This window comes from Ruegeria sp. CDSA141 (assembly GCF_059612005.1).
The window spans coordinates 205,104-227,918 of the sequence record NZ_JBXWPT010000002.1 but is presented as its reverse complement, the minus strand read 5'-3'; the positions used below and the strand labels follow the sequence as shown (position 1 = coordinate 227,918).

Genomic DNA, 22,815 nt, shown 5'->3' with positions numbered 1-22,815 from the left:
GCAGACTGACCGTGTGATCCGGGGGAATGAATGAATATTGCGCTGATTGGTTTGGGGATGGTTTCTGGCACGCATGTCGCCGCCATTCGGGCATCGGATCAAGGCCTCAGTCTTGCCGGAGTCCTCGGGCGCAATCCTGACAAGGCAGCTGAGTTCGCGCGGCGAAACGATACCCGCGCATTCAGCTCGGTCGACGAAATCGCAAACGACCCAAACGTCGACTTTGCGATCATCGCAACTCCGCCTGATCAGCGCACAGAGTTGGTGCGGGTTCTTTCGACCGCTTCGAAACCGATCCTGATGGAAAAGCCCATCGAAAGAACGCTGGACGCCGCGACAGCCATCGTCGATCGGTGTGAGGCGTCAGGCGTGCCGCTGGGCATCGTCTTTCAACACCGCGCCCGCGCCGCCTCGAAAGCCCTGAAATCGGCAGTTGAACAAGGTGAGCTGGGCGCGATCGCAACGGTGGAGATCCGTGTCCCCTGGTGGCGCGATCAGAGTTACTATGACGAGCCTGGTCGCGGAACTTATGCACGCGACGGAGGCGGTGTCATGATCTCGCAGGCAATCCACACGCTTGACCTTGCGATGTGGCTGCTGGGGCCGATCTCGGACATTCAGGCCGTGATGAGAAAAACTCCGTTGCACGATCTCGAAGCCGAGGATTGGGCAGGTGCTGTCTTTGAAATGAAAAACGGCGCAGTGGGCACGTTGATGGCGACCACCGCCGAGTTTCCGGGGGCCGCTGAGTCCATCACCATACAGGGCACGCGCGCCAAGGCCTATCTGGAGTCAGGTGTCCTGACCTTGACCACATTCAATGGCCGGAAATCAACGGTTGGCGAAACCGCCGCCACAGGCGGAGGGGCGGATCCCATGGCGTTCACCCATGCGTGGCATCAAGCGGTCATCGAGGATTTTGCCAAGGCCGTTGCCGGTGGAGGGCAGCCCATGGCCACCGGACGCAGTGCCCTTTTGACCCACGCCGTCATCGACGCGATGCAGATCGCCAATCGAACCGGCCAGAAAACACGAGTCGCCTCATGAGTCTGACCTGCGTCGCCCTTGGCCTGGACCACCGCCATATCTATGGCATGACGGAAAACATGCGCAAAATCGGCATGGACTGCGTTGGCTATTGGACACAAGGCGATCCGGAAACGCTGGCGGGCTATGTCAAAAGGTTTCCCGATATTCCGCGGCTGGCCCGACTGGAAGACGCCCTGAACTGCGGGGCGGATCTGGCGCTGATTTCGGCAATACCGGCGGATAGGGCCGCGTTGACAGTCCGCGCCATGCAGCACGGCATGGATGTCATGAGCGACAAGCCGGGCTGTACGACGTTCGAGCAACTCGACGATATCAAGCGAACGGTCGCGGACACCAGTCGAATCTGGTCGGTGAATTTTTCCGAACGGTTTGAAACGCCCGTCAGCACCCGGGCGACCGAGTTGGTCAAGGCCGGTTCGATCGGAAGCGTGATCCAGACGGTCGGTCTTGGCCCGCACCGATTAAACCGGGCAACCCGGCCGGAATGGTTTTTTCAGCGTGACCGCTACGGCGGGATTCTGACCGACATCGCCTCGCATCAGATTGATCAGTTCCTGCACTACACAGGTTCAGAAACCGCGGAGATCACGAACGCCTATGTGGCGAACTACGCAAACCCGAACGATCCCGGATTGCAGGATTTTGGCGAAGTCAATCTGTGCAGCGAGAATGGTACCGGGTACATCCGGGTTGACTGGCTCACGCCGGATGCCCTGCCAAACTGGGGGGATGGTCGTCTGACGATCCTGGGCACCGAAGGATATATCGAGTTGCGGAAATACGTCGATGTAGGCGGGGCCTCTGGTACAGACCATCTGATCCTCGTCAACGGCGAAACCTGCCAAAAGATCGACGCAACCGACGCCGGCCTTCCCTACTTCGCGCGCCTCGTCGACGACATCCGCAACCGGACCGAAACCGCAATGACGCAGACCCACTGCTTTACGGTCATGGAACTGGCGCTGCGCGCGCAGGAATTGGCGGAACGCAGATGATCAACGTTGCGATCCTTGGCGCAGGTATCGGTGAGCAGCATCTGAACGCGCTGGAACGGCTTGGTCGCACCTTCCAGGTAGCCGCCGTTGTCGACCAGAATACGGATCGGATCGAACAGATCCGACAGAACTCGGATTTTCGAGCACTGAGCAGCATTCAGGACGCGCTGGATGATCCGACGATAGATGTCATCGACATCTGTCTGCCGCCCCATCTGCATGTACCGACCACCCTTGCAGCACTGGCCGCAGGAAAACACGTCGTCTGCGAGAAACCTCTTGCGACCTCGATGCAGGATGTGGATCGGATCACGGCAACCGCACGCAGCGCGGGCAGGCAGGTGTTTCCGGTCTTTCAATACCGGTGGGGCTCGTCACTGGCACAATTGCGCCATCTGCAGCGCGCAGGCCTGACCGGAGCCGTCCAAACCGCCGCGCTGGAAACCCATTGGTCCCGAGGCGCAGACTACTATGCGGTGCCCTGGAGGGGAACATGGGCCGGTGAACGCGGCGGCGCAGTGCTGGGTCATGCGATCCACAATCATGATCTGCTGACTCATATCGCGGGTGATATCGCCTGGGTGTCTGCGATGGTCACAACGCGGGTCAACCCGATCGAGACCGAAGACTGCGCCGCAATCTGCTTTGGCATGACTTCCGGAGCATTGTGCACAAGCAGCATCTGCCTGGGCGCCGCCACCGACGAAACCCGCCTGCGGTTCGTCTTTGAAAAACTGACCGCGACTTCTGGCACGGAACCCTATGCTCCGGGTCAATCGCCGTGGACATTCGTCGCGCGGGACTCGGTGGATCAGGTCGCCGTCGACAACGCTCTTGCAGTCGCCGCGGTCGAGCCAACGGGGTTCGAAGGGTTCTTTACCGAAGTAGGCAAGGCTCTGCGGTTCGAGGCAAACTCGGCCGTTACGCTACAGGACGGTGCTGCGTCCATCGGGCTCGTGACGGCGGTTTACCACGCGGCTCGTACCGGGCAGCGCGTTACCCTTCCTATCAGGCCCGATCACCCGCTGTATGAAGGATGGCTGCCATGAAACAATGCTGGCGTTGGTTCGGCCCCGATGATCCGATCGTCCTGGCCGATCTCCATCAAATCGGTGTTCAGGGCATTGTAACTGCACTGCATCACATCCCGCCGGGAGAACCCTGGGACGAACCGAGCATCGCCGATCGGCAGGCGTTGCTGGCCGCTGCCGGGTACAGTTGGGACGTTGTCGAAAGCCTGCCCGTCTCCGAGGCGATCAAGACGCAGTCTGCTGACATGGCAGAACATCTGCAGGCGTATAAGTCCAGCCTCAGGGCCCTGTCCGCCCGTGGCATCAAAGTCGTTTGCTACAACTTCATGCCAATCCTGGATTGGACGCGTACCGCCCTTCGCGCCCAGCAGCTGCACGGGGGAACGGCCATGCTGTTCGACCTGACGGATTTTGCAGTTTTCGACATACATATTCTCAAGCGGCCGGGCGCGTCCGAAGACTATTCCAGCACCGTCCAACAAGTGGCCACGGACCGTTTTTTGGGCATGTCTGATCATTCCAGGGCCCAATTGAAGCACAATGTCACTGCGGGGCTGCCGGGCGCAAACGATCAGTGGAGCGTGCAGGACGTGCGCGCTTTATTGCAGACCTATGCTCACATAGACCGTGACCGGCTTCGCGCAAACCTGATCGATTTCCTGTCCGAGGTCGCCCCGGTGGCTCAAAAGCAGGGCCTGCGCTTGTGCTGCCATCCGGATGATCCGCCGTTTTCGTTGCTCGGTCTTCCTCGGATCATGTCCAGCACCGATGACTACGGCGCCGTTCTGGATGCCGTTGATTTGTCGGCGAACGGCGCAACGCTGTGTACGGGGTCGTTGGGAGTGTCCCCCGAATTCGATGGACCGGACTTCGTGTGCAGGCATGGCGACCGGATTCACTTTGTCCATTTGCGAAACACCCGACGCATCGCGGGGTCAGACAGCCAGAAGCCGGACTTCTTTGAGGCCCCGCATCTGGAGGGCGACACCGACATGGTCAACACCATTCGCGAATTGATGAACGAACAGCGCCGCCGCAAATCCCAAGGGCGTGGCGACTGGAAAATTCCGATGCGGCCCGACCACGGACAAGAACTGCTGAGCGATCTGGGCGGACACAGCACCCCCGGCTATCCGCTGATCGGACGAATGCGCGGGTTGGCGGAACTGCGCGGCATCATGGCGGCGTTCTCGTAACGCGTCGGGTCATGCAGTTTCTTTCCGCCGCAACACTTCTTTGCTTGCCTGACCGCCGCATTCTTCGTTTACTTACGGCACGTAAACGGGCAGCGGGGTGTCTTCCGGACTCGCCCGACGTCTGTTCAAGACGCGTGAAACTCCCGCGAAAACCGATGCGATTGGGCATCATTTTTCGAAACGTCTGCCACATGGCAATGGCGGAAGAACGGGAGAGGTTCAAATGAAAACCGCAGGCGTAATCGGTCTTGGCGACATGGGCAGCGGCCTGGCTAAAAACCTAATCAAGAACGGCTTTGAAACATCCGGTTTCGACCTGAATGAGACACGCTTGACGGCATTTGCCGACATGGGCGGCCTGCCCAAGGACAGCGTGGGACAGGTCGGCCGTCACGCCGCCAGTGTGTTTGTCATGGTTATGAACGGAGATCAGGCCCGCGATGTCATTCTGGGTGAAAACGGCCTGGTTGCGAACATGGCCAAAGGCGGAACGGTCATCCTGTCGGCGACCATTACCCCGGCCGAAGCAGGCGCTATCGGGCAAAACATGGAGGGCTCGGGCATCCACCTGATCGACACGCCGGTCTCGGGTGGGTTTCCCGGCGCGCAGAACGGCACACTGACGATGATGGCGGCCGGTCCTGAGGATGTGCTGGACCGAAATGCCGAAGTCATGCAGGCAGTGTCGGCAACCATTCATCGGGTCGGAGAAAACGCCGGCGACGGGCAAACCGTGAAAGCCTGCCTGCAATCCCTTATCGGATCGATCTTTTCCGCCACATTCGAGGCTGCGGCCCTGGCGGCCAAAGCCGGTGTCAGCGGTCAGGCATTACTTGATGTTTTCTCCTCATCCAGCGCGGGGTGCGGCGTCGTGAATACCGCCCTTGAAAACATCATTGACCGCAAGTTCGAGGCCACCGGTAGTCATATCGCAACCATGCATAAGGACCTGACGATCTCTCTGGCATTAGCCGGTGCGTTGGGCGTTCCCATGCACACAGCGTCATCCGCAATGCAGATCTTTCACGCAGGAAAAACCAAATACCCGAAAGGCGACAACTGGGTGTGTACTCGCGTCATCGAAGAGATCGTTGGCGCAGAATTGCATCGCTGAGGGGGAGCGAACATGAAACTAGGTGTGATTTGCGACGGCATTTCCCGCGATCTGCGGCATGCCGTGGACGTGATGGACGAGTTCGGCTTGGACTATGCAGAGCTTCAGTTCGTTGGTGATACGGAGGTCGGGGACCATTCCCCGCAGGAAATTGCCGAGATCGATGCGCTCTTGCGCGACCGGGGCAAGCCTGTGTCATGTTTGTCGCGCCATATCTTTGCAGGGATGACAGCTGCCAACAGGCCAGGCGACGATCTGCACACTCGGCACATGGACGCCTTGAAACGCGTGATCGACATGGCGCATATCGTGGGGTCTTCGCTGGTTCGGATCATGACCCAACGAAAAGAGCAGATACTCTGGGGAAAGAACGGCGCCGAGAAGTGGAACGTAGCGCATGGGGTATGGAACTCGATGCCCCCGCTGATCGCGCCTGCGGTTGAACTGGCAAGAACAGAGGGGGTGAAGCTTGTCGTGGAAACCGGAAACGGCACACTGGTCAATTCCAACTATACGGCCCGCAAGCTGATTGACGAGTTGGACGCAAAAGACGCGTTGAAAGTGCTGTGGGACCCTGGAAACAACTGCTGGTGTCATGAACTGGCATACCCGGATGGCTATGAAGAACTGCGCGGCGGCTACGTGGGTCACATTCACATCAAGGACGTGAAGGTCGACACGCCGCGGGCAACGCTGGAAGTGTGCCGCATGGGTGAAGGCCAGCTTGCGCCTCTGTTCCAACCCATCGCCGACGCGCTCAGATCCGACGGCTATGATGGCGTCATTTCCTTCGAGAGTGTTTATCACCCCGGCAACGGAAACTTCGAAGATGGTTTTCGTCTGTGTGTGGACAGGTTTAAAAGCCTGTTTGCATGAACAGCGAAGCAATCAGCGTTACAAATTCGATGGATGCACCGTAAAGCTGAACGCCAAATGGTCTGTAGGAGACTGGGCGCGTTCGCGCGGGATCAGGAAAAGGGCCTGCTGGATGAAACAAGAGTTTTTTGACCTGTCAATTGAAACGCCCGGCAAATCGCTCACCGACATCAGCGGGATCGTTCAGCGTGCGGTGTCTGAACATGGATTTGGCTCGGGCCTGCTGACCCTTTGGTGCGTCCACACGGGTGCTGCGCTGTTGGTGCAGGCCAATGCCGATCCCGAGGTACTCAAGGATATCGAGACGTTCTTCGAGGAACTCATACCCAAGTCACCAGGCAAGTATCACCACCGCCCGACCGAGGACGACAACGCTCCGTCGCATCTGCGGGCGCTGTTGACGCAAACTCAAGTATCGATCCCGGTCGAACAGGGGCAGCTTCCGTTGGGTCGCGTGCAAAGCCTGTACCTGTTCGAACATCGCGAGACGCCCAAAACGCGCCGATTGAAGGTGCACTACATCGGGACTTAACGCTTTGGGTCACATGGTGCGTTGCCGGTGCTACCGACCCATCCACCCCCCGTCGACGACAAGGATTTCTCCGTTGACGAAGTCCGACGCGGCAGAGGCAAGAAAGACCACCGGTCCGGCAAAATCATCAGGCGTACCCCAACGACCCTGTGGTGTTCGTTCCAGGATCGACTTCGACCGGACCGGATCGTCCTGCAGGGCCTGGGTATTGTCGGTCGCGACGTAGCCGGGGGCGATCGCATTCACGTTCACGCCCTGCCCGGCCCATTCGTTGGCCAATGCCTTGGTCAGCTGTCCAATCCCACCTTTCGAGGCCGAATAGCCTGGCACAGTGATCCCTCCCTGAAATGTCAGCAACGAGGCAGTGAAGATGATCTTTCCCGAACCCCGAACCAGCATGTCCTTGCCGATCTCGCGAGACAGAACGAACTGCGAGGACAGGTTCACCTCGATCACTTCGTCCCACCAGTCGTCCGGGTGCTCGGCGGCGGGTTTGCGTTTGATTGTACCGGCGTTGTTGACAAGGACATCAGGGGCTTGTCCGTCGGCCCTCAACTGATCAATGAACCCATGCAGCGCGGCCCGATCCGAGAAGTCGCATTGGTAAGCCCGGAAATTGCGCCCCTTCGCCGTGACTGCTTTTTCGACATCCGACTCGGACAGCTCGAGCGAGGCAGACACGCCGATGATATCGGCTCCGGCCGATGCCAGTGCCTCGGCCATGCCGCGCCCGATGCCGCGTTTGCACCCGGTCACAAGGGCGGTCTTTCCCGTCAGGTCGAAACTTTGTAAAACACTCATGAACGCGGTCCTACTTCGATCAGGCTTTTCATTGCGGTTGGGCTGCTATCCAGTGCTTCGAACGCGGCCTGAATGTCTGACAGAGGGTTGACGTCGGTAATCACAACATCCGCGTCCACTCCGCCCGAGGCAACAACTGCGATGGCTTTTTCATAATCCTCTGGCTCATAGACCCGAGCACCGATCAACTGCAGCTCTCGCCAGAAGAACTGGAACAGGTCGATCTGGGGCTTTTGAGCATGGATCGCGACCATTACGATCCGGGCCCGCGTCGCGGCAACCGCGGTCATCGCATCAACACCGGGCTGCGTTCCCGACACCTCGAAAACCACATCTGCACCCTTGTCGCCCGTGCGTGCGTTGATCGTGGCCACCAGATCGAATTCGGTCGGGTTAATCGTGTCAAAGCCAAGTTTTTCGGCTATCGCCAGACGGTTCGGATTCACCTCGGAAATCACAACATTTCCACCTGCATCCCGCGCGACCATGGCAACCAGGATACCGATCGGGCCGCCGCCGATAACGACAACGTCCTCAGCAGGTTGCAGGCCAGACAGGCGCACATCGTGGCAAGCAACGGCGATTGGCTCGATCAATGCTGCGTGATCCATGCGCAAGTCGTCCGGCAGAACGTGCAATGTGTGGGCCGGAACGGTCCATATCTCTTGCATGGCGCCATCGGTATCCAGGCCGAGAAACTTGAGATTTTGGCAGATATGCTGATGCCCCCGCTTGCAGGCCGGGCATTCGCCACAATGATCAAGCGGCCGGACAACGACCTTCTGGCCGGGTTGTACCGTATGCACCCCCTCGCCCACTGCTTCGACGACACCAGACATCTCGTGCCCGATCACCCGGTTCAGGCCGACACGGGCATCCATGTTGCCGTGGTAGACGTGCATATCCGTCCCGCAAATCCCACAATAGGCAACGCGAACCGCAGCCTCGCCGGGGCCCGGAGCCGTCGCTTGGGCTTGCTCTACAGCAAAGCTCTTGTTGCCCCTGTAGTATGCCGCAGAGATCGTCTGGGTCGTCATGTATGCATCTCCCTGTGTTCCGCGTTCAATTTGTCCCAGTCGAATTCTACTCCGGTTCCCGGAGTATCCGGGGCTACTGCCAGACAGTCTTCCACAACCAGCGGACGGGTCGTGTACTGGTCTATTGGGAATGAGTGTACTTCTAGCCACCCTGCTTTGGGTTGCGCAGAAACAAGGCTGACGTGCAGCTCCTGCATCCCATGACTGCAAACCGGAATACCGTGCTGTGCGCTTAGCGCGGCCACGCGCAACCAGCCGGTGATCCCGCCGCAGTTTGAGGCATCGGGCTGGATGAAACTCAGCTTCGCGTCATCGAAAGCGTATTCGAACTCGTGTATGGTGTGCAGGTTTTCACCCATGGCAAGGGGTACGCTTGTCGCTTCGGCAATTCGGCCATAGCCTTTGTAGTCATCTGGAATAGTCGGTTCCTCAAACCACAAGATATCGCAGTCGGCGAACCCTCGGGCCGCCACGATTGCCTGTTCGACGGTCATCGAATAATTCGCGTCAACCATGAAGAACCGGTCCGGTCCCAACATCTCGCGCACCGCCCGGGCACGCGCAAGATCGTCGGCCAGATCCGGTTGCCCGACCTTGATCTTGACTGCGTTGAACCCACGCGCAAGGTAACCTTCGGTCTGGCGCAGCAGTTTCTTCAACGAGAAATTCAGGTCGATCCCGCCAGCGTAGGCCTTGCATCGTTTGGACGCTCCGCCGGCCATCTGCCACAATGGCGCATTCTGCGTTCTGCCGCGAATATCCCACAGGGCAATATCCACGGCTGAGATGGCAAACGAGGCGATCCCGCCCCGTGCGACGTAGTGCACGTGCCACTGCATGGCATCGTACAGGCTTTCGATCTGTTCGGCGTCTTTTCCTACAAGGAACGGCGCCAGGTCATGCTGGATCATCGCCCGGATGGCATGACCTCCCTTGCCCCCCGTATAGGTATACCCGACCCCCTCGATCCCATCCGTCGTTTGAATGGTGACGGTGATCAATTGAAAGAACGTGTGATCCCCATGCTTGGCATCGACCAGGACTTCGGCGAGCGGGACGTTGAACAGCCGCGCTGAAACACTTTCTATGCGATTCACGAACCTAAGACCTTCTGCTGCCAAACAATAACTCGAGACTGTAAAAGGATGACCGCAAAAAGAAAGACTCCACGTATGACTATCTGCCAATAGGCACTGAAACTGATGGTGCCCCGACCGTTTTCAAAGTTCAGACACGCTTGCATCACAGGCAATGCGCCGCATAATCACTACGACGGATGAGCCAAACTCTCTCATAGCTTAACACGCAATTGGTTCCAAAAATTCTGACGACGGAAAGGGCCATTTCGACCATACATTCACCTACCGCAAGAATACGCATTTTTCGGTTTCCAGTACTTCGAAGTTTGAGAAACGGTAGCGTTCGGCAATTGTGTAACCTGTTCTGCCGTGGTCACGAGAACAGCATCCCTCCATTGATATCGACATTGGTTCCGGTCAGATAAGCCGCGTCCTTGCTTGCTAGAAACGCCACTAGGTTCGCAACATCCTGAGACCGGCCTTGCCGCTTGAGCGGCGCGGCTGCTTCTAGCCCGCGACGGCCTGCATCGGGAGTATGGATGTTATGGAAATCCGTGTCGATCATACCTGGGCAGATTGCATTGACACGAATGTCCGGGCCCAGTTCTTTTGCGAGACTGCGGGTAAATGTCATCACAGCACCTTTTGATGTTGCATAAGCCGACGCACCCGGGCCACCACCGTCGCGACCCGCCTGACTGGCGATGTTTACAATCGCCCCGGATTTCATATGCAGCAGCGCCGCTTTGACCATAAGAAACGTGCTGGTCAGGTTGAGATCCATGACAGCCTGCCAATGTTCAAGCGACATCTCGGTGATTTTCTTGCGCGCGATCAAACCTCCGGCATTATTCACCAGAATGTTCAGGCTGCCATAGGTATCGACCGTCTTGGCGATCAACGCATCGACCTCTTCGGGTTTGTTCAGGTCGCCTTGCATTGCAAACGCCTGTCCACCGATCTTTTTGATCTCGGTTACGGTTTCCTCGGCGCCGGCATTACTGGCGAAGTAGTTCACCGCGACATTTGCCCCTTCGGAGGCAAGTTTGACAGCGCAGGCGCGCCCGATATCGCGGCCGCCACCCGTGACAATTGCGGTCTTTCCCTGAAGTCTCATGGTTGTTCTTCCCCGTTCAATTGGTGCTGCTATGCGTGACTGATTGATCTGACGCTAAAGCTTGGCAAAATAGTCGAAGATTTCCGGCACGTTGCCGTCGCCCATGCCTGCGTCCGCGGCTGCCTGAAGGTTGTTCGCGGTTCCTTCAGCGATCTCGGCACGAGTGCCCACGTCCTCGGCCAGCTTCAGGAAGTAACCAAGATCCTTGTTGGCGTTGTTAATCGAAAACCCCAAATCGCTGACACCATCCACCGCGTAGTTCTTACAAAACTGCATAAAGGGGGAATTGGACGGTCCAGCTGACATGATGTCAAAAAGCTGCTGTTTGTTAACCCCTGAGCGTTCAGCTACAGCAAAGGCTTGGCTCATGGTGCAAGCCGTCGTCATACCCATAAAGTTGTTGATGAGCTTGGTCACGTGGCCCGCACCCAGTTCGCCGAGGTGAAAGACATTTTCCCCCAGTACATCCAGGACAGGCTTCACCTTCTCAAAGTTGGCCATATCCCCCGCTGCCATGATATTCAGCAAACCATCCTTGGCGTGCATGGGCGTGCGTCCGAGCGGTGCGTCAACCATACCGGCACCTTTGGCAGCCAAATCAGCGCCAATTTTTCGTGTGGACGCTGGGATGGAAGTCCCAAAGTCAATGACCACAGCACCTTTTTTTATGCCTGCCAGGATGCCGTCATCGCCATAGATCAGGCTTTCGACGACTTCCGATGTCGTTACACAAAGCATCACGATGTCGCTGTTCGCAGCAAGCTCTCGTGGGGTCGCAACCTCCACAGCGCCGCGGTTGACTGTGGCTGCCACCGCTTCCCTGTTGCGGCCCATGACAACCAAATCGAAACCGTTGTTTTGCAGGCATTCTGCCATGTTGCCGCCCATGAGACCGAGGCCTATGAAACCGATGACGGGTTTTGTCATATCTGACTCCTTAATCTCTTTCTAATTAGACTTCGCAGAGCGCTGTGACCGCTGCATGCGCAACTTCGAGATCTTGCGCTGGTGAGCCCGAGCTCACTCCGATCCCGCCGACAACATGTCCGTCAACCGTCACAGGGAGGCCACCTGAAACAGTCACCATGCGCCCCCCCAACGATGAAGATATTCCATGTGCGGCCATACCCGGCTGATTAGCTTCACCAAGAGCGTCCGTACCTTTTTGGATGCCGGCCGCGGTGAAGCTCTTGTCGATGGCTAGGTTGATGCTGGTGATCTTGCCGCCGTCCATCCGCTCAAAAGCGATGAGGTTGCCGCTTTCGTCGGTGACGGCAATACACATTGGCACGCCGATTTCCTGCGCTTTGGCTCGCGCTCCTGCGATTAACTTGCCCGCGTCATCGATGTCCAGGCGTCTTATTGTCAGCATCGCCTCATTCTCCTTTGATTTAGGGTCCAATGATCAGATTCGGCAGCGTCAGCGATATTGCCGGTACAAAAGTGATCAGCATGAGCGCGGCAAAGATGGCGAGGTAGAAAGGCCAAATCGTTTTGACCGCTTTCTCCATCGGTAGTTTTCCAACAGCACACCCCACAAAGAGACAGGTCCCGACAGGTGGCGTGCAAAGACCAAGACCGAGGTTCACCAAAAGGATCATACCGAACTGCAGCGGGTCGATACCCAGCATGTTCATCACCGGCAGGAAAATCGGCGTGCAGATAAGGATGAGCGCGGCCATGTCCATGATCATCCCCAAGAGCAACAGCACAGCGTTGATCATCAACAAGATCAGGATCGGGTTTTCTGTGATACCCAACAGGAATTCGACTGTTTTTGTCGGCACCCGGTTGAACGTCAGCATATAGGCAAAGGCACCAGCGCAGGCGATCAGGATCATCACCATAGACGTTGTGCGCACCGAAGAGATAACGGCGGTTTTGAAGTTTTCCCAGGACAGGCTGCGATAGACAACAAGCGTCACCACAAAGGCATACATTGCCCCGAACGCGCCGGATTCAGTCACCGTAAAGACGCCTGACAAGACGCCTCCGACAATGATCACGGCCGTCAATAGACCCGGAATCGAACCCACAAAAGCAATGGCAAGTGCGGTCCAACCTGGAAACTGCTCGGCCTGATAACCACGTTTGACCGCTACGACATACGCTGCAATTGCAAGGCAGCAACACATAAGGACGCCGGGTACAACGCCAGCCAGAAACAGTTTTGAGATTGAAACAGCACCGCCCGTTGCAAGGGCAAAGATGATCATGTTGTGGCTGGGCGGGATGATGATCCCGGCAATTGATGATGTCACTGTGACGTTCACCGCATAGTCGGCATCATAACCTTTGTCTTTCATCACCGGTATCAGGATCGACCCAAGCGCCGAAATATCGGCAATTGCCGACCCGGAAATGCCACCAAACAACATGGACGAGAAGACATTGACGATACCAAGCCCACCGCGCACAGCGCCTACGGCAGCCTGCGCGAACCGAACCAACCGGATCGCGATACCACCGTGAAACATAAGCTCGCCTGCAAAGATGAAGAACGGGATCGCCATTAGCGAAAAGACGTTGATCCCCGACACGATACGCTGGAATCCAACAAACAGCGGCAATCCTTCAAACCAAAAGGAAGCCAATGCAGCGATACCAAGGGCGTATGCCACTGGCGCGCCTATGATGACACATAGGGCAAAAACCCCCAACAGAATCATGAGTCCCATGACTATCCCTGATCTATGTTGTCTTGGCGTTCGTCTCGGCCCAGAAACAGGCGGATCAGATGGCCAGTGGAAAAAAGGAACACCAACGCGCCGCTGATTGTCAGTGGCAAGGAGCGCAAGCCCTCTGACCATTGGATGAGCGGGATCAGGGTGTTCCATTTGAATTTGGTCAACTCGACTCCGTACCAAAACATCATGCCACCGAAACCTGCCATCAGGACATCAGAGACCACGACGAAAACCGTTCGCACAGAGGGCGGAACTATATTGCGGAACACAACAACAGAGAGGTGCGTGTGATTGTGCACGCCTGCAGCCGCACCGAGGAACGCGATGACCATGACCAAAAGCAGTGAAACCTGCTCGACCCACGTGGGCGTGTTGTTCAGAACGTAGCGGCCGAATACCAGCCAGGCAAAGATCGCTGTCATAACAACAATGGCGACGCCGGACAGCAACATGCAAACTCGTGCGAGCAGATCAAGGATCCTGTCCATGTTGCGCATGGCGGCAGGTGGGGTATCTGGCTCTTGCATTGGATTTCCTTTGAGACAAAACGCCCGGCATCCAATTGGTGGAGCCGGGCGCTCAAAGTTGGACTTTTAAAGAAACTTATTCAGTAGCTTGCGCCATTTCCACCAACGCTTTCATGTCAGGATTTGCAGCCAAGTAGTCTGCATAAACCGAATCCATTGCGGACTGGAATGGGCCTTTGTCGGCGATTTCGTTGACCGTGATACCAGCCGCTTCAACATCTTTACGCGCTTGCTCAGAGCCAATTGCCCAAAGCTCACGCTGGACCAGTGCGGCTTCTTCTGCTGCACCACGCACAGCGGCTTGCAACTCAGGCGACAGCGCGTTGAATTTGGCCGTGTTCACGCAGATGCACTCGGGGATAATCAGGTGCTCGGACAAAGAATAATTTGTGGTCACTTCATAGTGACCGACATTCTTGAACGACGGGAAATTGTTCTCCGCACCATCAACAACGCCGGTTTTCAGAGCTTGCTGAACTTCGGAAAAAGCCATTGGAGACGGGTTTCCGCCCATAGCCGAAATCATCGATGTATAAAGATCGTTGTTCATCACACGGATTTTCAGCCCTTCGACATCTGCGGGCGTGTTGATCGGCTTTTGGCTGTAGAAAGAACGCGCACCGGCATCAAACCATGCCAGTGGCAGAACGCCTGCTTCACCCATTGCAGCTGAAACAACCTCACCGGCTTCGCCGTCCAGCACGCGGAACATGTGCGGCACATCCTTAAAGATGAAAGGAAGCGATACTAGGTTAGCTTCTTTTACCATTGGGCCAATGGGACCGAGGTTGAAGTTACCGACCTCGATTGCGCCGATACGAACCTGTTCAAGGGCATCCGGTTGGGAACCCAGAACACCACCGTGGAACACATCGACGGTAACTTCGCCGTCTGTAGCAGCGTCAACCAGTTCGGCAAACTTGTCCATTGCAGCCGTGTTGGGATGGCCGTCGTTGTGGATGTTCCAGGCCCGCCAGTTTTCGGCTGAAGCTGATGTTGCAATCAGTGCCACGGCGGTCGCAGTCGCAAAGAACGATTTCGTGAAAGTCATGGGTTCTCCTCCCCGATTAATTTTGGACAGGATTTGGCTTTCATGGAATTTCAGAGACCGTAAGCCACATAGCTTTCGATTTCCCCAAGAACCAGAATCGCTGCTGTCACTAAAGGGACACTAGTATCCAAGTTCTGTCAACTGTGAGCATCTAGTATGTCAGATTGCTTGACAGTCGAAGGCGCAGGGCATTTGATAGGTGAAAGGTCCAAATTGGTTCGCTCAAGCGGAAGTCAATAGAAAACAATATTGATTTCAATGCCCTAACGGTGAATCGGGAATACTAAAACGTGATCAAGACAGAGGGCGCAAGCAACATACCGTGGAAGATATAGTCAGACGAACCACAACCGATGCGGTCTATGAAGCGCTACACGACGAAATCGTTTCGCTTGAAATTCTTCCCGGTACGAAGCTTTCCGAATCTGAGGTAGCGAGCCGATTCGGTGTATCACGCCAACCTGTTCGCAACGCGTTCACAAGGCTCGGCAACGAAGATCTGCTCTTAATACGACCACAAAAGGCGACCGTAGTTCGGGGATTTTCGATGGAGCGTGTGGCTCTCGCTCGATTGGTTAGAATGGCGGTAGAGTTGGAGATCGTCCATCGAGCAATGGAAGTTTGGGACGCAACACGTGAAGCAAAACTTGCAGAAAATCTCGCCTTACAAGAGCAGGCGATCAGTGAAGGTGATCTATCGGCGTTTCACACGCTGGACTATGATTTTCACAAACTGATCTATGTGCTCAGCGGCAATCCGATGGCCTTTGATGTGATGCTAGAATCAAAGCAAAAGGTTGACCGGCTTTGTATGCTCAGCCTTGAAAAGGGTAGTGCCGCAGAAGCCATCCTCGCCGACCACCGTGAGATTGCAGAGGCTATGGCGGCAGGAGACCATGACCAAGCGCAAGCCTCTGTCAGAAAACACCTGTCCCGCCTCGACGAAACCATCGACTTCATTCACAAGACGCACCCAGACTACTTTGAGTAACCGAGGCCAAGCGATCTGGTGGTCTCAGGCCGTTCCTCGTTCCGGACGGTCATTATCAATATTGAATTTCATTCCGTCCAAAAGCTCGTCCAAATCGGGACGTGCCGCAGGGCCGTTAGAGATATCGACCAGCATCAGCGTCCCGTTCGGACGGATACCAAACGCACCAGGTTCGGAAAATAGACCCGTTGTTTCTGCTTCAGATAAAGGTGATGACACATAAAGACCAAGCGAGCGCATTTGCGCTTCGGTCATTCCATAACAAAGATCAAAATCCCAGCCAAATTCTGCTTTGTCTGCCGCAGCTTTTTCCTTGGTGTCAGCAGAGACAACAACAACGTCCATAACGTCAGCCCATGCCGGCAGCGCCGCATTCAACTTGTTCAAGAAGCGCTTACAGCGTGGACAATGCTTGCCTCGATAGACAAACAGCATGGTCCAGCGGTCTTTTTGTTGACCTATCGTAACCTTGTCCTCAGACCCCAGTCTCAAAAAACTCATTTGCTCGATTTGCGCGCCTACATTTGGTTTGGCTGAGGTCATGAGTCGTTCCTTTGTTCTATAATCAATGGCTTTGCGCTGATAACATTAGCTTAGTTCATGTCATGTTAAGGCAATGATTGAAACCAAGAACGCGATATCATTGGGTGCTTGAAAGGCACGCTCGATCTAAGATTGCCGTTATTTAACAAGTAATTACAGATACCTACCAGCCGTCACTCTAAGCCCCTCATTGCAGCCGGACATCTAATTCCGCAACAGGTGTGAGGATGCTGTCAGGCAAATTCGAACCAATCTCAGTTTGCCGGCAAATGCGTGAACTTATACGGAACAAAGCTGGCGCCACCCGGCGAGGGCGGCGGTTCGGTTAACTTTAATATTGTGTCGTGAATAAAGATGGCGTTCCTGATTGAAGTGGTTGTGTGCCGAAGAATTGACAGCGGCGAACTTTTGCAATCATCGCATCTGTCGGAAACGCAGCATCACTCGTTCCCTCCGTCTAAATGGAAGGTGTGAATTTTCCGCTCGGTTGTTCACCCAGCTTCCCGTATCCTGCCTTCACGCGTTGCCAATAACTCTCAAAGCGGTGCCATAGGACCGAAGTTTGTCCGTCACAATCACTTCCGGCCGGCCATACCTCTTCATTGATTTTCTTAAGAATTTCAACGCTGCATTACGATCCCGGCGCTTAGTGGCAAAGCTTTCCATCACTTCACCTTCGAGATCAACGGCCCGCCAAAGGTGGTGTGTCTTGCCATTGATCTTCACGAAAACCTCGTCCAGGTGCCACTGCCAGTTCGAGTAAGAACGAATCCAGCTCACCCTGTTTTTGCGGATCTCAGCTACGAACACTGGACCAAATCTGTTCCACCAAAACCGCACCGTTTCGTGGCTTACGTCGATGCCGCGCTCATGCAGAAGATCTACCACGTTCCGCAGCGATAGCGGGAACCGGACATACAGCATCACCGCCAGGCGGATGATCTCAGGGCTGGTTGTGAAGTAGCGAAATGGATTGGGTTTTGTCATCCCACGAAGCTACGGAACCACCCTACCCGCCTCAAGCCGGTTTCCTCTGACGATGCCGGTCTAAGTTCATCTAATTCCCGGTTTTTGTTTTCTTCTCGCTTAGTGTGGCTACCAGTTTTCTGGTCACACTATTGCAATAGCAATAGGAGCGAGGTCAGGGCTGACTTAACACTGCGGAGATTTTCGCACAGGTTTAGTTTTCAACAACCCATCTGTTTGGGCGTCAAAACTTGACGAACCGTAGATTCGAAGGGGGGAAGATGAGGGATAACATAAACTCTGCCAATAATAATTTAATAAAATCAAACTGATAGAAAAATTAATGGCGGAGAGACAGGGATTCGAACCCTGGAGACGGTTTCCCGCCTACACACTTTCCAGGCGTGCGCCTTCGACCACTCGGCCACCTCTCCGTGCCGGCGATGTTTGGACGAATGCAATCGGATTTGCAAGGCCCCAATTCGGTGAATTCAGGTGAATGCTTAAATTATTCTGTTCACCTTCTGTGGGGTGACAAAAGGCCAGCACGTGCTGGGATCTGGTCGCTCAAACCTCATCACCCGAATCCGAGTCCATATCCGCCTCGGTCAAATCCGCGGGAGCTTGTGCGACTTTACGTGGTTGATCCTGCTCAGATACGGAAGCATCCTGCTTACCTTTTCCCGAGGCTTGCAGGGTTTCAGGATTTCGCAACCAGATATCACGCTGTGCGAATGGAATCTCGATCCCCGCCTCCGAGAATCTGCGGTTGATTTCATGGTTCATGTCGGATTTCACCGACAGAACCCAATTCACGTCCCGCAGGATCGCCCGTATTTCAAAGTCCAAAGAGTCCGCTCCGAACCCCTGGAATACAACGCTTGGCGCCGGGTTGGCCAAAACCATCGGATGGTTGTTGGCGACTTCACCCAGAATGGTTTCGACCAGACGCGTGTCAGTTCCGTAGGCAACACCCACCGGAACAATCACCCGCCCAATCGTATTGCCACGGGTATAGTTTGTAACAACACCGCTGATCAGGTCAGAATTCGGAACAATTACATCCGTCCTGTCAAACGTCTCGATCCGGGTCGAGCGAACGGAAATGTCCCGCACATATCCCATCATGCCATTCACATCGATCCAATCCCCCTTGGAAATCGGGCGCTCGACCAGAAGGATGATGCCTGAGACGAAGTTTGACACGATTGTCTGCAAACCAAAGCCGATCCCAACAGACAGCGCTCCGGCGACAATCGCCAGCGACGACAAATCAAATCCGGCCACCATGATTGCCACCAACGCGGCAAGAAATATCCCAACGTATCCGGACCCGGCGACAATCGCGTTTTGGCCACCCGGGTCTATGCTGGTTTTCGGCAGAAGCGAATTCCGCAGCCCGCTTTGCAACAGGCGCGTCAGCGTATAACCGATTGCGAAAACGGCAACAAAGGTCAGAAAGTTGCTTGGCGAGATCGTAACTCCGCCGAGATCAAACCCAAGCAGCAAGCGCGACCATACTTCTAGCAGATCAGTCTCGCGTGCGCCCCAATAAATTGCCAGAATTGGCAGTGCCGTGATGGCCAATGCAAACCCGACCAGTACGGAAAAAAGCGAATCTCGCGCGGCTTCTCCCTGCCCCGTGATCCAACCGTAAATTTGACTGATGAACCGCTGCAGGATGACCAAGGCCCCGATCAGCACCAATGTCTTGACCGCAGGAAACACGATTGCTTCGGCCGCATTGGTGTATCCGAAAATCGCCAACAAAGGAGACACGATGCCCAACAGGAACAAAGCCCGGCGCAGGAACTCGACCAACTGGCTGAAACCTGCGGAACGGGTCGAGGCAGATTGATCCGGCGGGCCGTCGGTTGTTCGAATCTGGCGTATTCGCAACAACAACAAAGCCGTAGCGACAATGATCGGGAAGCTGACGACGGCGCGGGTCGCGTCGGAAATGTTTTCGATCCGCTCAAACAGCAGCGCCAATTCGTGCAAAACCAGTATCAAGGCAAGCAGGTCTATGTACACGCGCAGTTCGGTGATACGCGCAGCGGACAGACGTTTGAACCCCTGCGAGGCGCCGATCACGTACACCTGGCGGCCAATCCAGTCATAGAAAAACAGGATCGCTGCCCAATACGGAACATTCTGAAGCAAAAGGCTGCCCCTCAGCCCCGGAACACCGGTGAGACTGATCGCCGTGACCACGGCAACCACTCCGATCCATGGCAATAGAATTCGCAGTAGTGAGATTACGAACGACCATACCCCAGTCCCGGCGCCGCCGAGTAACCTGAGGTAGTCGCCTCCAAGTTCGGACCACCGTTTACCAAAGATCAGCAGCACGGCTGAAATGATCAGAAGTATGAAGATTGCGAGCCCACGAGCACGAACTTGCTCGCGCACGACATCTGAACGCAAATTCGTGATCGTTTCGTTTACAAGGCTTTGAATGGCCTCTTTGACATCCACCCATGCCGGCCCCCAATACGCCGGGTTGATCGGCGACGGGCCCTGTTCAAAAAACTCTTTTTTCTGCCGAGCGCGAAGGATCCGATCGATTTCGCTGATCAGCCCATTCGCACGGCTATACGCTTCTTCGGATATGATGCGCGGCACGCGCAGACTGTTGAGCTGTTCTTCCAGATGCGCGCGAAGTTTGGCTATATCTTCGGGTTCGGTCGCGTCCCCTTCGGGTTTGGGGCCCAACGCTTTTATCTGACTTTCAAGCGTCGTGATGCGGTCGGTGTTAGCACCTCGGGCCCGATTGAAGTCTTCCCTGTACCTATTTATTTCTGAACGCAATTTCTCTAGTGCGGCATCCGAAGCCCGGTTCGCCTCAATCACGGATTCGGCCCGGTTCGCCGTTTTGATCCAACCTTGATAATACTCGCTTTGACGATCCGTCAGTTGCGCGACAGCGCTAGTTGAAAACCAGACAAAGCACAGGAATAACAGGGTAAAAAACAGGCGGACCTGTCCAAGCATCACACGTCCTCGAATACGCCGGGAATGCTGCGTGGCGCTTCGGTCATCCAATCCGGAACCGGAAGCTCTTTTTCTCGCAGGAACTCGGGGTTGAACAGCTTTGATTGATACCGAGTGCCGTAATCGCACAGGATGGTCACGATGGTATGACCTGGCCCCATTTCCTTAGCCAGGCGCACCGCCCCTGCCATGTTGATTGCGGTTGAGCCGCCCATGACCAGACCTTCCTCACGCAGCAGGTCAAAGATGTACGGCAGCGCTTCGTTGTCGGTGATCTGATAAGAAAAATCCGGTGTAAACCCTTCCAGGTTCTTGGTGATACGCACCTGCCCGATGCCTTCGGCGATCGAACCACCCTCCATCGCGATCTCACCCGTCGTGTAATACGAATACAGGCCAGCCCCCATGGGATCGGCAAGACCGATTTTAACGCCCTTGGGCTGCAAAACTTCGGCGACGCCTGCCAACGTTCCACCCGACCCGACGGCGCTGACGAACCCGTCAACCTTGCCGCCTGTCTGTTCCCAGATCTCGGGTCCCGTGGTTTCCACATGTGCCTGACGATTCGCCACATTGTCGAACTGGTTGGCCCAGATTGCGCCATTGGGTTCTGTCTGCGCCAGTTCCTCAGCCAGACGGCGGGAATAATGCACGAAATTATTGGGGTTGCGATACGGGGCTGCGGGCACCTGAACCAACTGAGCGCCTGCCAAACGCAGCATATCCTTCTTTTCTTCCGACTGGGTCTCGGGGATAACGATAACCGTTTTGAATCCCATCGATGCACCGACCAGAGCCAGACCAATTCCGGTATTGCCGGCAGTGCCTTCCACTATGGTACCGCCCGGTTTCAGATCCCCCCGAGCGATTGCATCTTTAATGATAAAAAGAGCAGCACGATCCTTTACCGACTGACCCGGGTTCATGAACTCGGCTTTGCCAAGAATCTCGCATCCAGTCTCTTCGCTGATGCGGCGCAGCCGGATCAGCGGTGTTTTTCCTACTGCGTCAGCAAGATCTCGTGCAATGCGCATGGTCGCCCCTTGTCATTTGGTATCTTCGAAGATTTACAGCCGCACTGCCGCGACCACAAGCGAGATAGTCACGCGCGCAAACGATCCCGATGGCGGGCCAGCCAGTACGCCAGGGACACCAGTTGCAAATCCTTGAAAAGCTGGCGGTCCGTCATATCGATAAATTCGTCGAATGGCAGAATCCGGCTGCGGATATCTTCACCCTCTGTGTCCAAGCCACCGGTGATTGTTGTCTCAGTTAAATTGCCAAGTCCGACATAAAGATACATGAAACCCGTAGAGGAACCGCTGGAGGAATACGCGCCGCCCGCATATTCCAGCCTGTCAAATCTAACTCCTGCTTCCTCCATGGCCTCGCGATGCGCCGTCTGTTCAGGCGTTTCGCCGGGGTCGATCATCCCGGCAACTGCTTCCCAAAGCCAGGGCTCCGGATCGTTGATCAAAAACACCGGCGGCCTGAACTGCTCAACCAAAAGCACGGTGTCCCGGATCGGGTCATACGGCAGAACCGACACGGCACTGCCCTGCATCAAACCGCTCCGGTGCAGCACGGGGCCCATGCTGCCGTCATGCTGCCGGAACTGAAGGTCGATTTCCTCCATCCCGAAATAGTCCACATAGACCCGGTCGTGGCGGTGCACAATTACGTCTTCGTCTATGTTCCGCGGGTCGCCGGTTCGCCGCTGGCTGGCCATGATCTTTGCCCAGGCACGGGTTTGAATGGCGCGTACGCTGCGTGCCATGACTTTGGGATCGACTTTGCCGAAATAGGCCATTTCCTCTTCGGCAGCGAGAGCTGTAACCTCGCCCAATTTGTCCACCCAGTCCTGTAACGGCCACAACTCACCAGGCTGCCATGCGCCCGGGGTCGGGAAAAAGACCTGCGCCGGGGCTTGGCCCCCGTCCTCCAGAATAACCTTCAACGATTTCAGGTCATAGTCAAAAGATCCTTCGTAATAGGCCAGCCTGGCCAGATCATCGGATGACAAACCCTGCACCAGCAAGCCTTCGGCAGCGGCGCCCTTGGCGGGCAGGATCATCGGGAAATCCTGCCCCTGAACCGCGTGAACCGCGTGATCGCACAGCTTGGCAGTATGAAACGTTATTTCGCCCAGCGGACGGCCCAGAACGCGCTGCAACAGCGGCAGATACCGCAGCGTTCCATAGAAGAACAGATCAGACAAATTCAATCTC

General features: G+C 55.8%; 21 protein-coding genes, 1 tRNA gene and 1 pseudogene. 8 read left to right on the top strand and 15 right to left on the bottom strand.

Features of this window, described 5'->3' with window-relative positions; translation table 11 throughout:
• Positions 1 to 30 precede the first annotated feature (30 nt).
• The 7 genes from AC2FLP_RS05015 to AC2FLP_RS04985 all read left to right on the top strand — a co-directional run bounded on the left by AC2FLP_RS05015 (position 31) and on the right by AC2FLP_RS04985 (position 6,794).
• Positions 31 to 1,047 (top strand): Gfo/Idh/MocA family protein, encoded by a 1,017-nt coding sequence (locus AC2FLP_RS05015; RefSeq protein WP_496681901.1) that lies wholly within the window; start codon positions 31 to 33, stop codon positions 1,045 to 1,047.
• The gene (locus AC2FLP_RS05010) at positions 1,044 to 2,045 is read left to right on the top strand and encodes a Gfo/Idh/MocA family protein (RefSeq protein WP_117869171.1); all 1,002 of its coding nucleotides are present in this window, start codon (positions 1,044 to 1,046) and stop codon (positions 2,043 to 2,045) included. Before AC2FLP_RS05015 ends, AC2FLP_RS05010 begins: the two co-directional genes overlap by 4 nt.
• On the top strand, positions 2,042 to 3,094 hold the full coding sequence (locus AC2FLP_RS05005; protein WP_299896522.1) for a Gfo/Idh/MocA family protein: 1,053 nt from the start codon (positions 2,042 to 2,044) through the stop codon (positions 3,092 to 3,094). The genes AC2FLP_RS05010 and AC2FLP_RS05005 overlap by 4 nt, the downstream gene beginning before the upstream one ends.
• Positions 3,091 to 4,272 (top strand): mannonate dehydratase, encoded by a 1,182-nt coding sequence (uxuA, locus tag AC2FLP_RS05000; RefSeq protein ID WP_496681896.1) that lies wholly within the window; start codon positions 3,091 to 3,093, stop codon positions 4,270 to 4,272. The genes AC2FLP_RS05005 and uxuA overlap by 4 nt, the downstream gene beginning before the upstream one ends.
• Positions 4,273 to 4,495: 223 nt before the next feature.
• Positions 4,496 to 5,386 (top strand): NAD(P)-dependent oxidoreductase, encoded by an 891-nt coding sequence (locus tag AC2FLP_RS04995; protein ID WP_496681894.1) that lies wholly within the window; start codon positions 4,496 to 4,498, stop codon positions 5,384 to 5,386.
• A gap of 12 nt (positions 5,387 to 5,398) precedes the next feature.
• Positions 5,399 to 6,262 carry a sugar phosphate isomerase/epimerase family protein gene (locus tag AC2FLP_RS04990; RefSeq protein WP_496681891.1) on the top strand — a complete coding sequence of 288 codons (864 nt, stop codon included), beginning with the start codon at positions 5,399 to 5,401 and terminating at the stop codon, positions 6,260 to 6,262.
• Positions 6,263 to 6,374: 112 nt separating this feature from the next.
• Positions 6,375 to 6,794, top strand: coding sequence for a secondary thiamine-phosphate synthase enzyme YjbQ (locus AC2FLP_RS04985; protein WP_299896510.1), 420 nt, complete (start codon positions 6,375 to 6,377; stop codon positions 6,792 to 6,794).
• Between the two features lie 30 nt (positions 6,795 to 6,824).
• Here AC2FLP_RS04985 and AC2FLP_RS04980 read toward each other — a convergent pair whose 3' ends face one another.
• From AC2FLP_RS04980 to AC2FLP_RS04940, 9 genes are all read right to left on the bottom strand, one after another.
• Complete coding sequence (locus tag AC2FLP_RS04980; protein WP_299896507.1) at positions 6,825 to 7,595, bottom strand: SDR family oxidoreductase; 771 nt, start codon at positions 7,593 to 7,595, stop codon at positions 6,825 to 6,827.
• Positions 7,592 to 8,632 carry a zinc-dependent alcohol dehydrogenase gene (locus AC2FLP_RS04975; RefSeq protein WP_299896504.1) on the bottom strand — a complete coding sequence of 347 codons (1,041 nt, stop codon included), beginning with the start codon at positions 8,630 to 8,632 and terminating at the stop codon, positions 7,592 to 7,594. Before AC2FLP_RS04975 ends, AC2FLP_RS04980 begins: the two co-directional genes overlap by 4 nt.
• Entirely contained in the window at positions 8,629 to 9,729 is a 1,101-nt protein-coding gene (locus AC2FLP_RS04970; RefSeq protein WP_299896501.1) for a mandelate racemase/muconate lactonizing enzyme family protein, read from the bottom strand. The genes AC2FLP_RS04975 and AC2FLP_RS04970 overlap by 4 nt, the downstream gene beginning before the upstream one ends.
• Before the next feature lie 355 nt (positions 9,730 to 10,084).
• Positions 10,085 to 10,828 (bottom strand): SDR family NAD(P)-dependent oxidoreductase, encoded by a 744-nt coding sequence (locus tag AC2FLP_RS04965; protein WP_299896498.1) that lies wholly within the window; start codon positions 10,826 to 10,828, stop codon positions 10,085 to 10,087.
• Positions 10,829 to 10,882: 54 nt separating this feature from the next.
• Positions 10,883 to 11,755, bottom strand: a complete 873-nt coding sequence (locus AC2FLP_RS04960) for an NAD(P)-dependent oxidoreductase (protein ID WP_496671917.1) — start codon at positions 11,753 to 11,755, stop codon at positions 10,883 to 10,885.
• A gap of 25 nt (positions 11,756 to 11,780) precedes the next feature.
• A complete protein-coding gene (locus AC2FLP_RS04955) occupies positions 11,781 to 12,200 on the bottom strand; it encodes a GlcG/HbpS family heme-binding protein (protein ID WP_117869181.1) in 420 nt (139 codons plus the stop codon).
• Between the two features lie 19 nt (positions 12,201 to 12,219).
• A complete protein-coding gene (locus AC2FLP_RS04950; protein ID WP_058272447.1) occupies positions 12,220 to 13,506 on the bottom strand; it encodes a TRAP transporter large permease in 1,287 nt (428 codons plus the stop codon).
• Positions 13,507 to 13,508: 2 nt separating this feature from the next.
• Positions 13,509 to 14,042 (bottom strand): TRAP transporter small permease, encoded by a 534-nt coding sequence (locus AC2FLP_RS04945; protein ID WP_117869182.1) that lies wholly within the window; start codon positions 14,040 to 14,042, stop codon positions 13,509 to 13,511.
• A gap of 76 nt (positions 14,043 to 14,118) precedes the next feature.
• Positions 14,119 to 15,093, bottom strand: coding sequence for a TRAP transporter substrate-binding protein (locus AC2FLP_RS04940; protein WP_117869183.1), 975 nt, complete (start codon positions 15,091 to 15,093; stop codon positions 14,119 to 14,121).
• A 322-nt stretch (positions 15,094 to 15,415) separates the two neighbouring features.
• On the opposite strand from AC2FLP_RS04940, the gene AC2FLP_RS04935 reads away from it, so the two are divergent.
• Positions 15,416 to 16,084, top strand: a complete 669-nt coding sequence (locus AC2FLP_RS04935) for a GntR family transcriptional regulator (RefSeq protein ID WP_299896486.1) — start codon at positions 15,416 to 15,418, stop codon at positions 16,082 to 16,084.
• Positions 16,085 to 16,108: 24 nt separating this feature from the next.
• Here the strand turns inward: AC2FLP_RS04935 and AC2FLP_RS04930 are convergent, their stop codons facing one another.
• From AC2FLP_RS04930 to AC2FLP_RS04905, 6 genes and pseudogenes are all read right to left on the bottom strand, one after another.
• Positions 16,109 to 16,627 carry a redoxin domain-containing protein gene (locus tag AC2FLP_RS04930; RefSeq protein ID WP_496681884.1) on the bottom strand — a complete coding sequence of 173 codons (519 nt, stop codon included), beginning with the start codon at positions 16,625 to 16,627 and terminating at the stop codon, positions 16,109 to 16,111.
• Between the two features lie 279 nt (positions 16,628 to 16,906).
• Positions 16,907 to 17,614 (bottom strand): annotated as a pseudogene (locus AC2FLP_RS04925) (IS6 family transposase).
• 323 nt (positions 17,615 to 17,937) lie between these two features.
• Positions 17,938 to 18,027: transfer RNA gene (locus tag AC2FLP_RS04920), tRNA-Ser, on the bottom strand.
• Between the two features lie 133 nt (positions 18,028 to 18,160).
• Complete coding sequence (locus tag AC2FLP_RS04915; RefSeq protein WP_496681882.1) at positions 18,161 to 20,587, bottom strand: DUF3772 domain-containing protein; 2,427 nt, start codon at positions 20,585 to 20,587, stop codon at positions 18,161 to 18,163.
• Positions 20,587 to 21,621, bottom strand: a complete 1,035-nt coding sequence (locus AC2FLP_RS04910) for a cysteine synthase A (protein ID WP_299896475.1) — start codon at positions 21,619 to 21,621, stop codon at positions 20,587 to 20,589. Before AC2FLP_RS04910 ends, AC2FLP_RS04915 begins: the two co-directional genes overlap by 1 nt.
• 68 nt (positions 21,622 to 21,689) lie before the next feature.
• Positions 21,690 to 22,805 (bottom strand): NUDIX domain-containing protein, encoded by a 1,116-nt coding sequence (locus tag AC2FLP_RS04905; RefSeq protein ID WP_496681880.1) that lies wholly within the window; start codon positions 22,803 to 22,805, stop codon positions 21,690 to 21,692.
• Positions 22,806 to 22,815 lie beyond the last annotated feature (10 nt).

Coding starts and splice junctions, on each gene's coding strand:
- AC2FLP_RS04950 (WP_058272447.1), bottom strand. CDS start 13,506: ATGGGACTCATGATTCTGTTGGGGGTTTTTGCCCTATGTGTCATCATA.
- AC2FLP_RS05015 (WP_496681901.1), top strand. CDS start 31: ATGAATATTGCGCTGATTGGTTTGGGGATGGTTTCTGGCACGCATGTC.
- AC2FLP_RS04990 (WP_496681891.1), top strand. CDS start 5,399: ATGAAACTAGGTGTGATTTGCGACGGCATTTCCCGCGATCTGCGGCAT.
- AC2FLP_RS04995 (WP_496681894.1), top strand. CDS start 4,496: ATGAAAACCGCAGGCGTAATCGGTCTTGGCGACATGGGCAGCGGCCTG.
- AC2FLP_RS04940 (WP_117869183.1), bottom strand. CDS start 15,093: ATGACTTTCACGAAATCGTTCTTTGCGACTGCGACCGCCGTGGCACTG.
- AC2FLP_RS04975 (WP_299896504.1), bottom strand. CDS start 8,632: ATGACGACCCAGACGATCTCTGCGGCATACTACAGGGGCAACAAGAGC.
- AC2FLP_RS04960 (WP_496671917.1), bottom strand. CDS start 11,755: ATGACAAAACCCGTCATCGGTTTCATAGGCCTCGGTCTCATGGGCGGC.
- AC2FLP_RS04955 (WP_117869181.1), bottom strand. CDS start 12,200: ATGCTGACAATAAGACGCCTGGACATCGATGACGCGGGCAAGTTAATC.
- AC2FLP_RS04980 (WP_299896507.1), bottom strand. CDS start 7,595: ATGAGTGTTTTACAAAGTTTCGACCTGACGGGAAAGACCGCCCTTGTG.
- AC2FLP_RS04945 (WP_117869182.1), bottom strand. CDS start 14,042: ATGCAAGAGCCAGATACCCCACCTGCCGCCATGCGCAACATGGACAGG.
- AC2FLP_RS05010 (WP_117869171.1), top strand. CDS start 1,044: ATGAGTCTGACCTGCGTCGCCCTTGGCCTGGACCACCGCCATATCTAT.
- AC2FLP_RS04930 (WP_496681884.1), bottom strand. CDS start 16,627: ATGACCTCAGCCAAACCAAATGTAGGCGCGCAAATCGAGCAAATGAGT.
- AC2FLP_RS04915 (WP_496681882.1), bottom strand. CDS start 20,587: ATGCTTGGACAGGTCCGCCTGTTTTTTACCCTGTTATTCCTGTGCTTT.
- uxuA (WP_496681896.1), top strand. CDS start 3,091: ATGAAACAATGCTGGCGTTGGTTCGGCCCCGATGATCCGATCGTCCTG.
- AC2FLP_RS04910 (WP_299896475.1), bottom strand. CDS start 21,621: ATGCGCATTGCACGAGATCTTGCTGACGCAGTAGGAAAAACACCGCTG.
- AC2FLP_RS05005 (WP_299896522.1), top strand. CDS start 2,042: ATGATCAACGTTGCGATCCTTGGCGCAGGTATCGGTGAGCAGCATCTG.
- AC2FLP_RS04965 (WP_299896498.1), bottom strand. CDS start 10,828: ATGAGACTTCAGGGAAAGACCGCAATTGTCACGGGTGGCGGCCGCGAT.
- AC2FLP_RS04985 (WP_299896510.1), top strand. CDS start 6,375: ATGAAACAAGAGTTTTTTGACCTGTCAATTGAAACGCCCGGCAAATCG.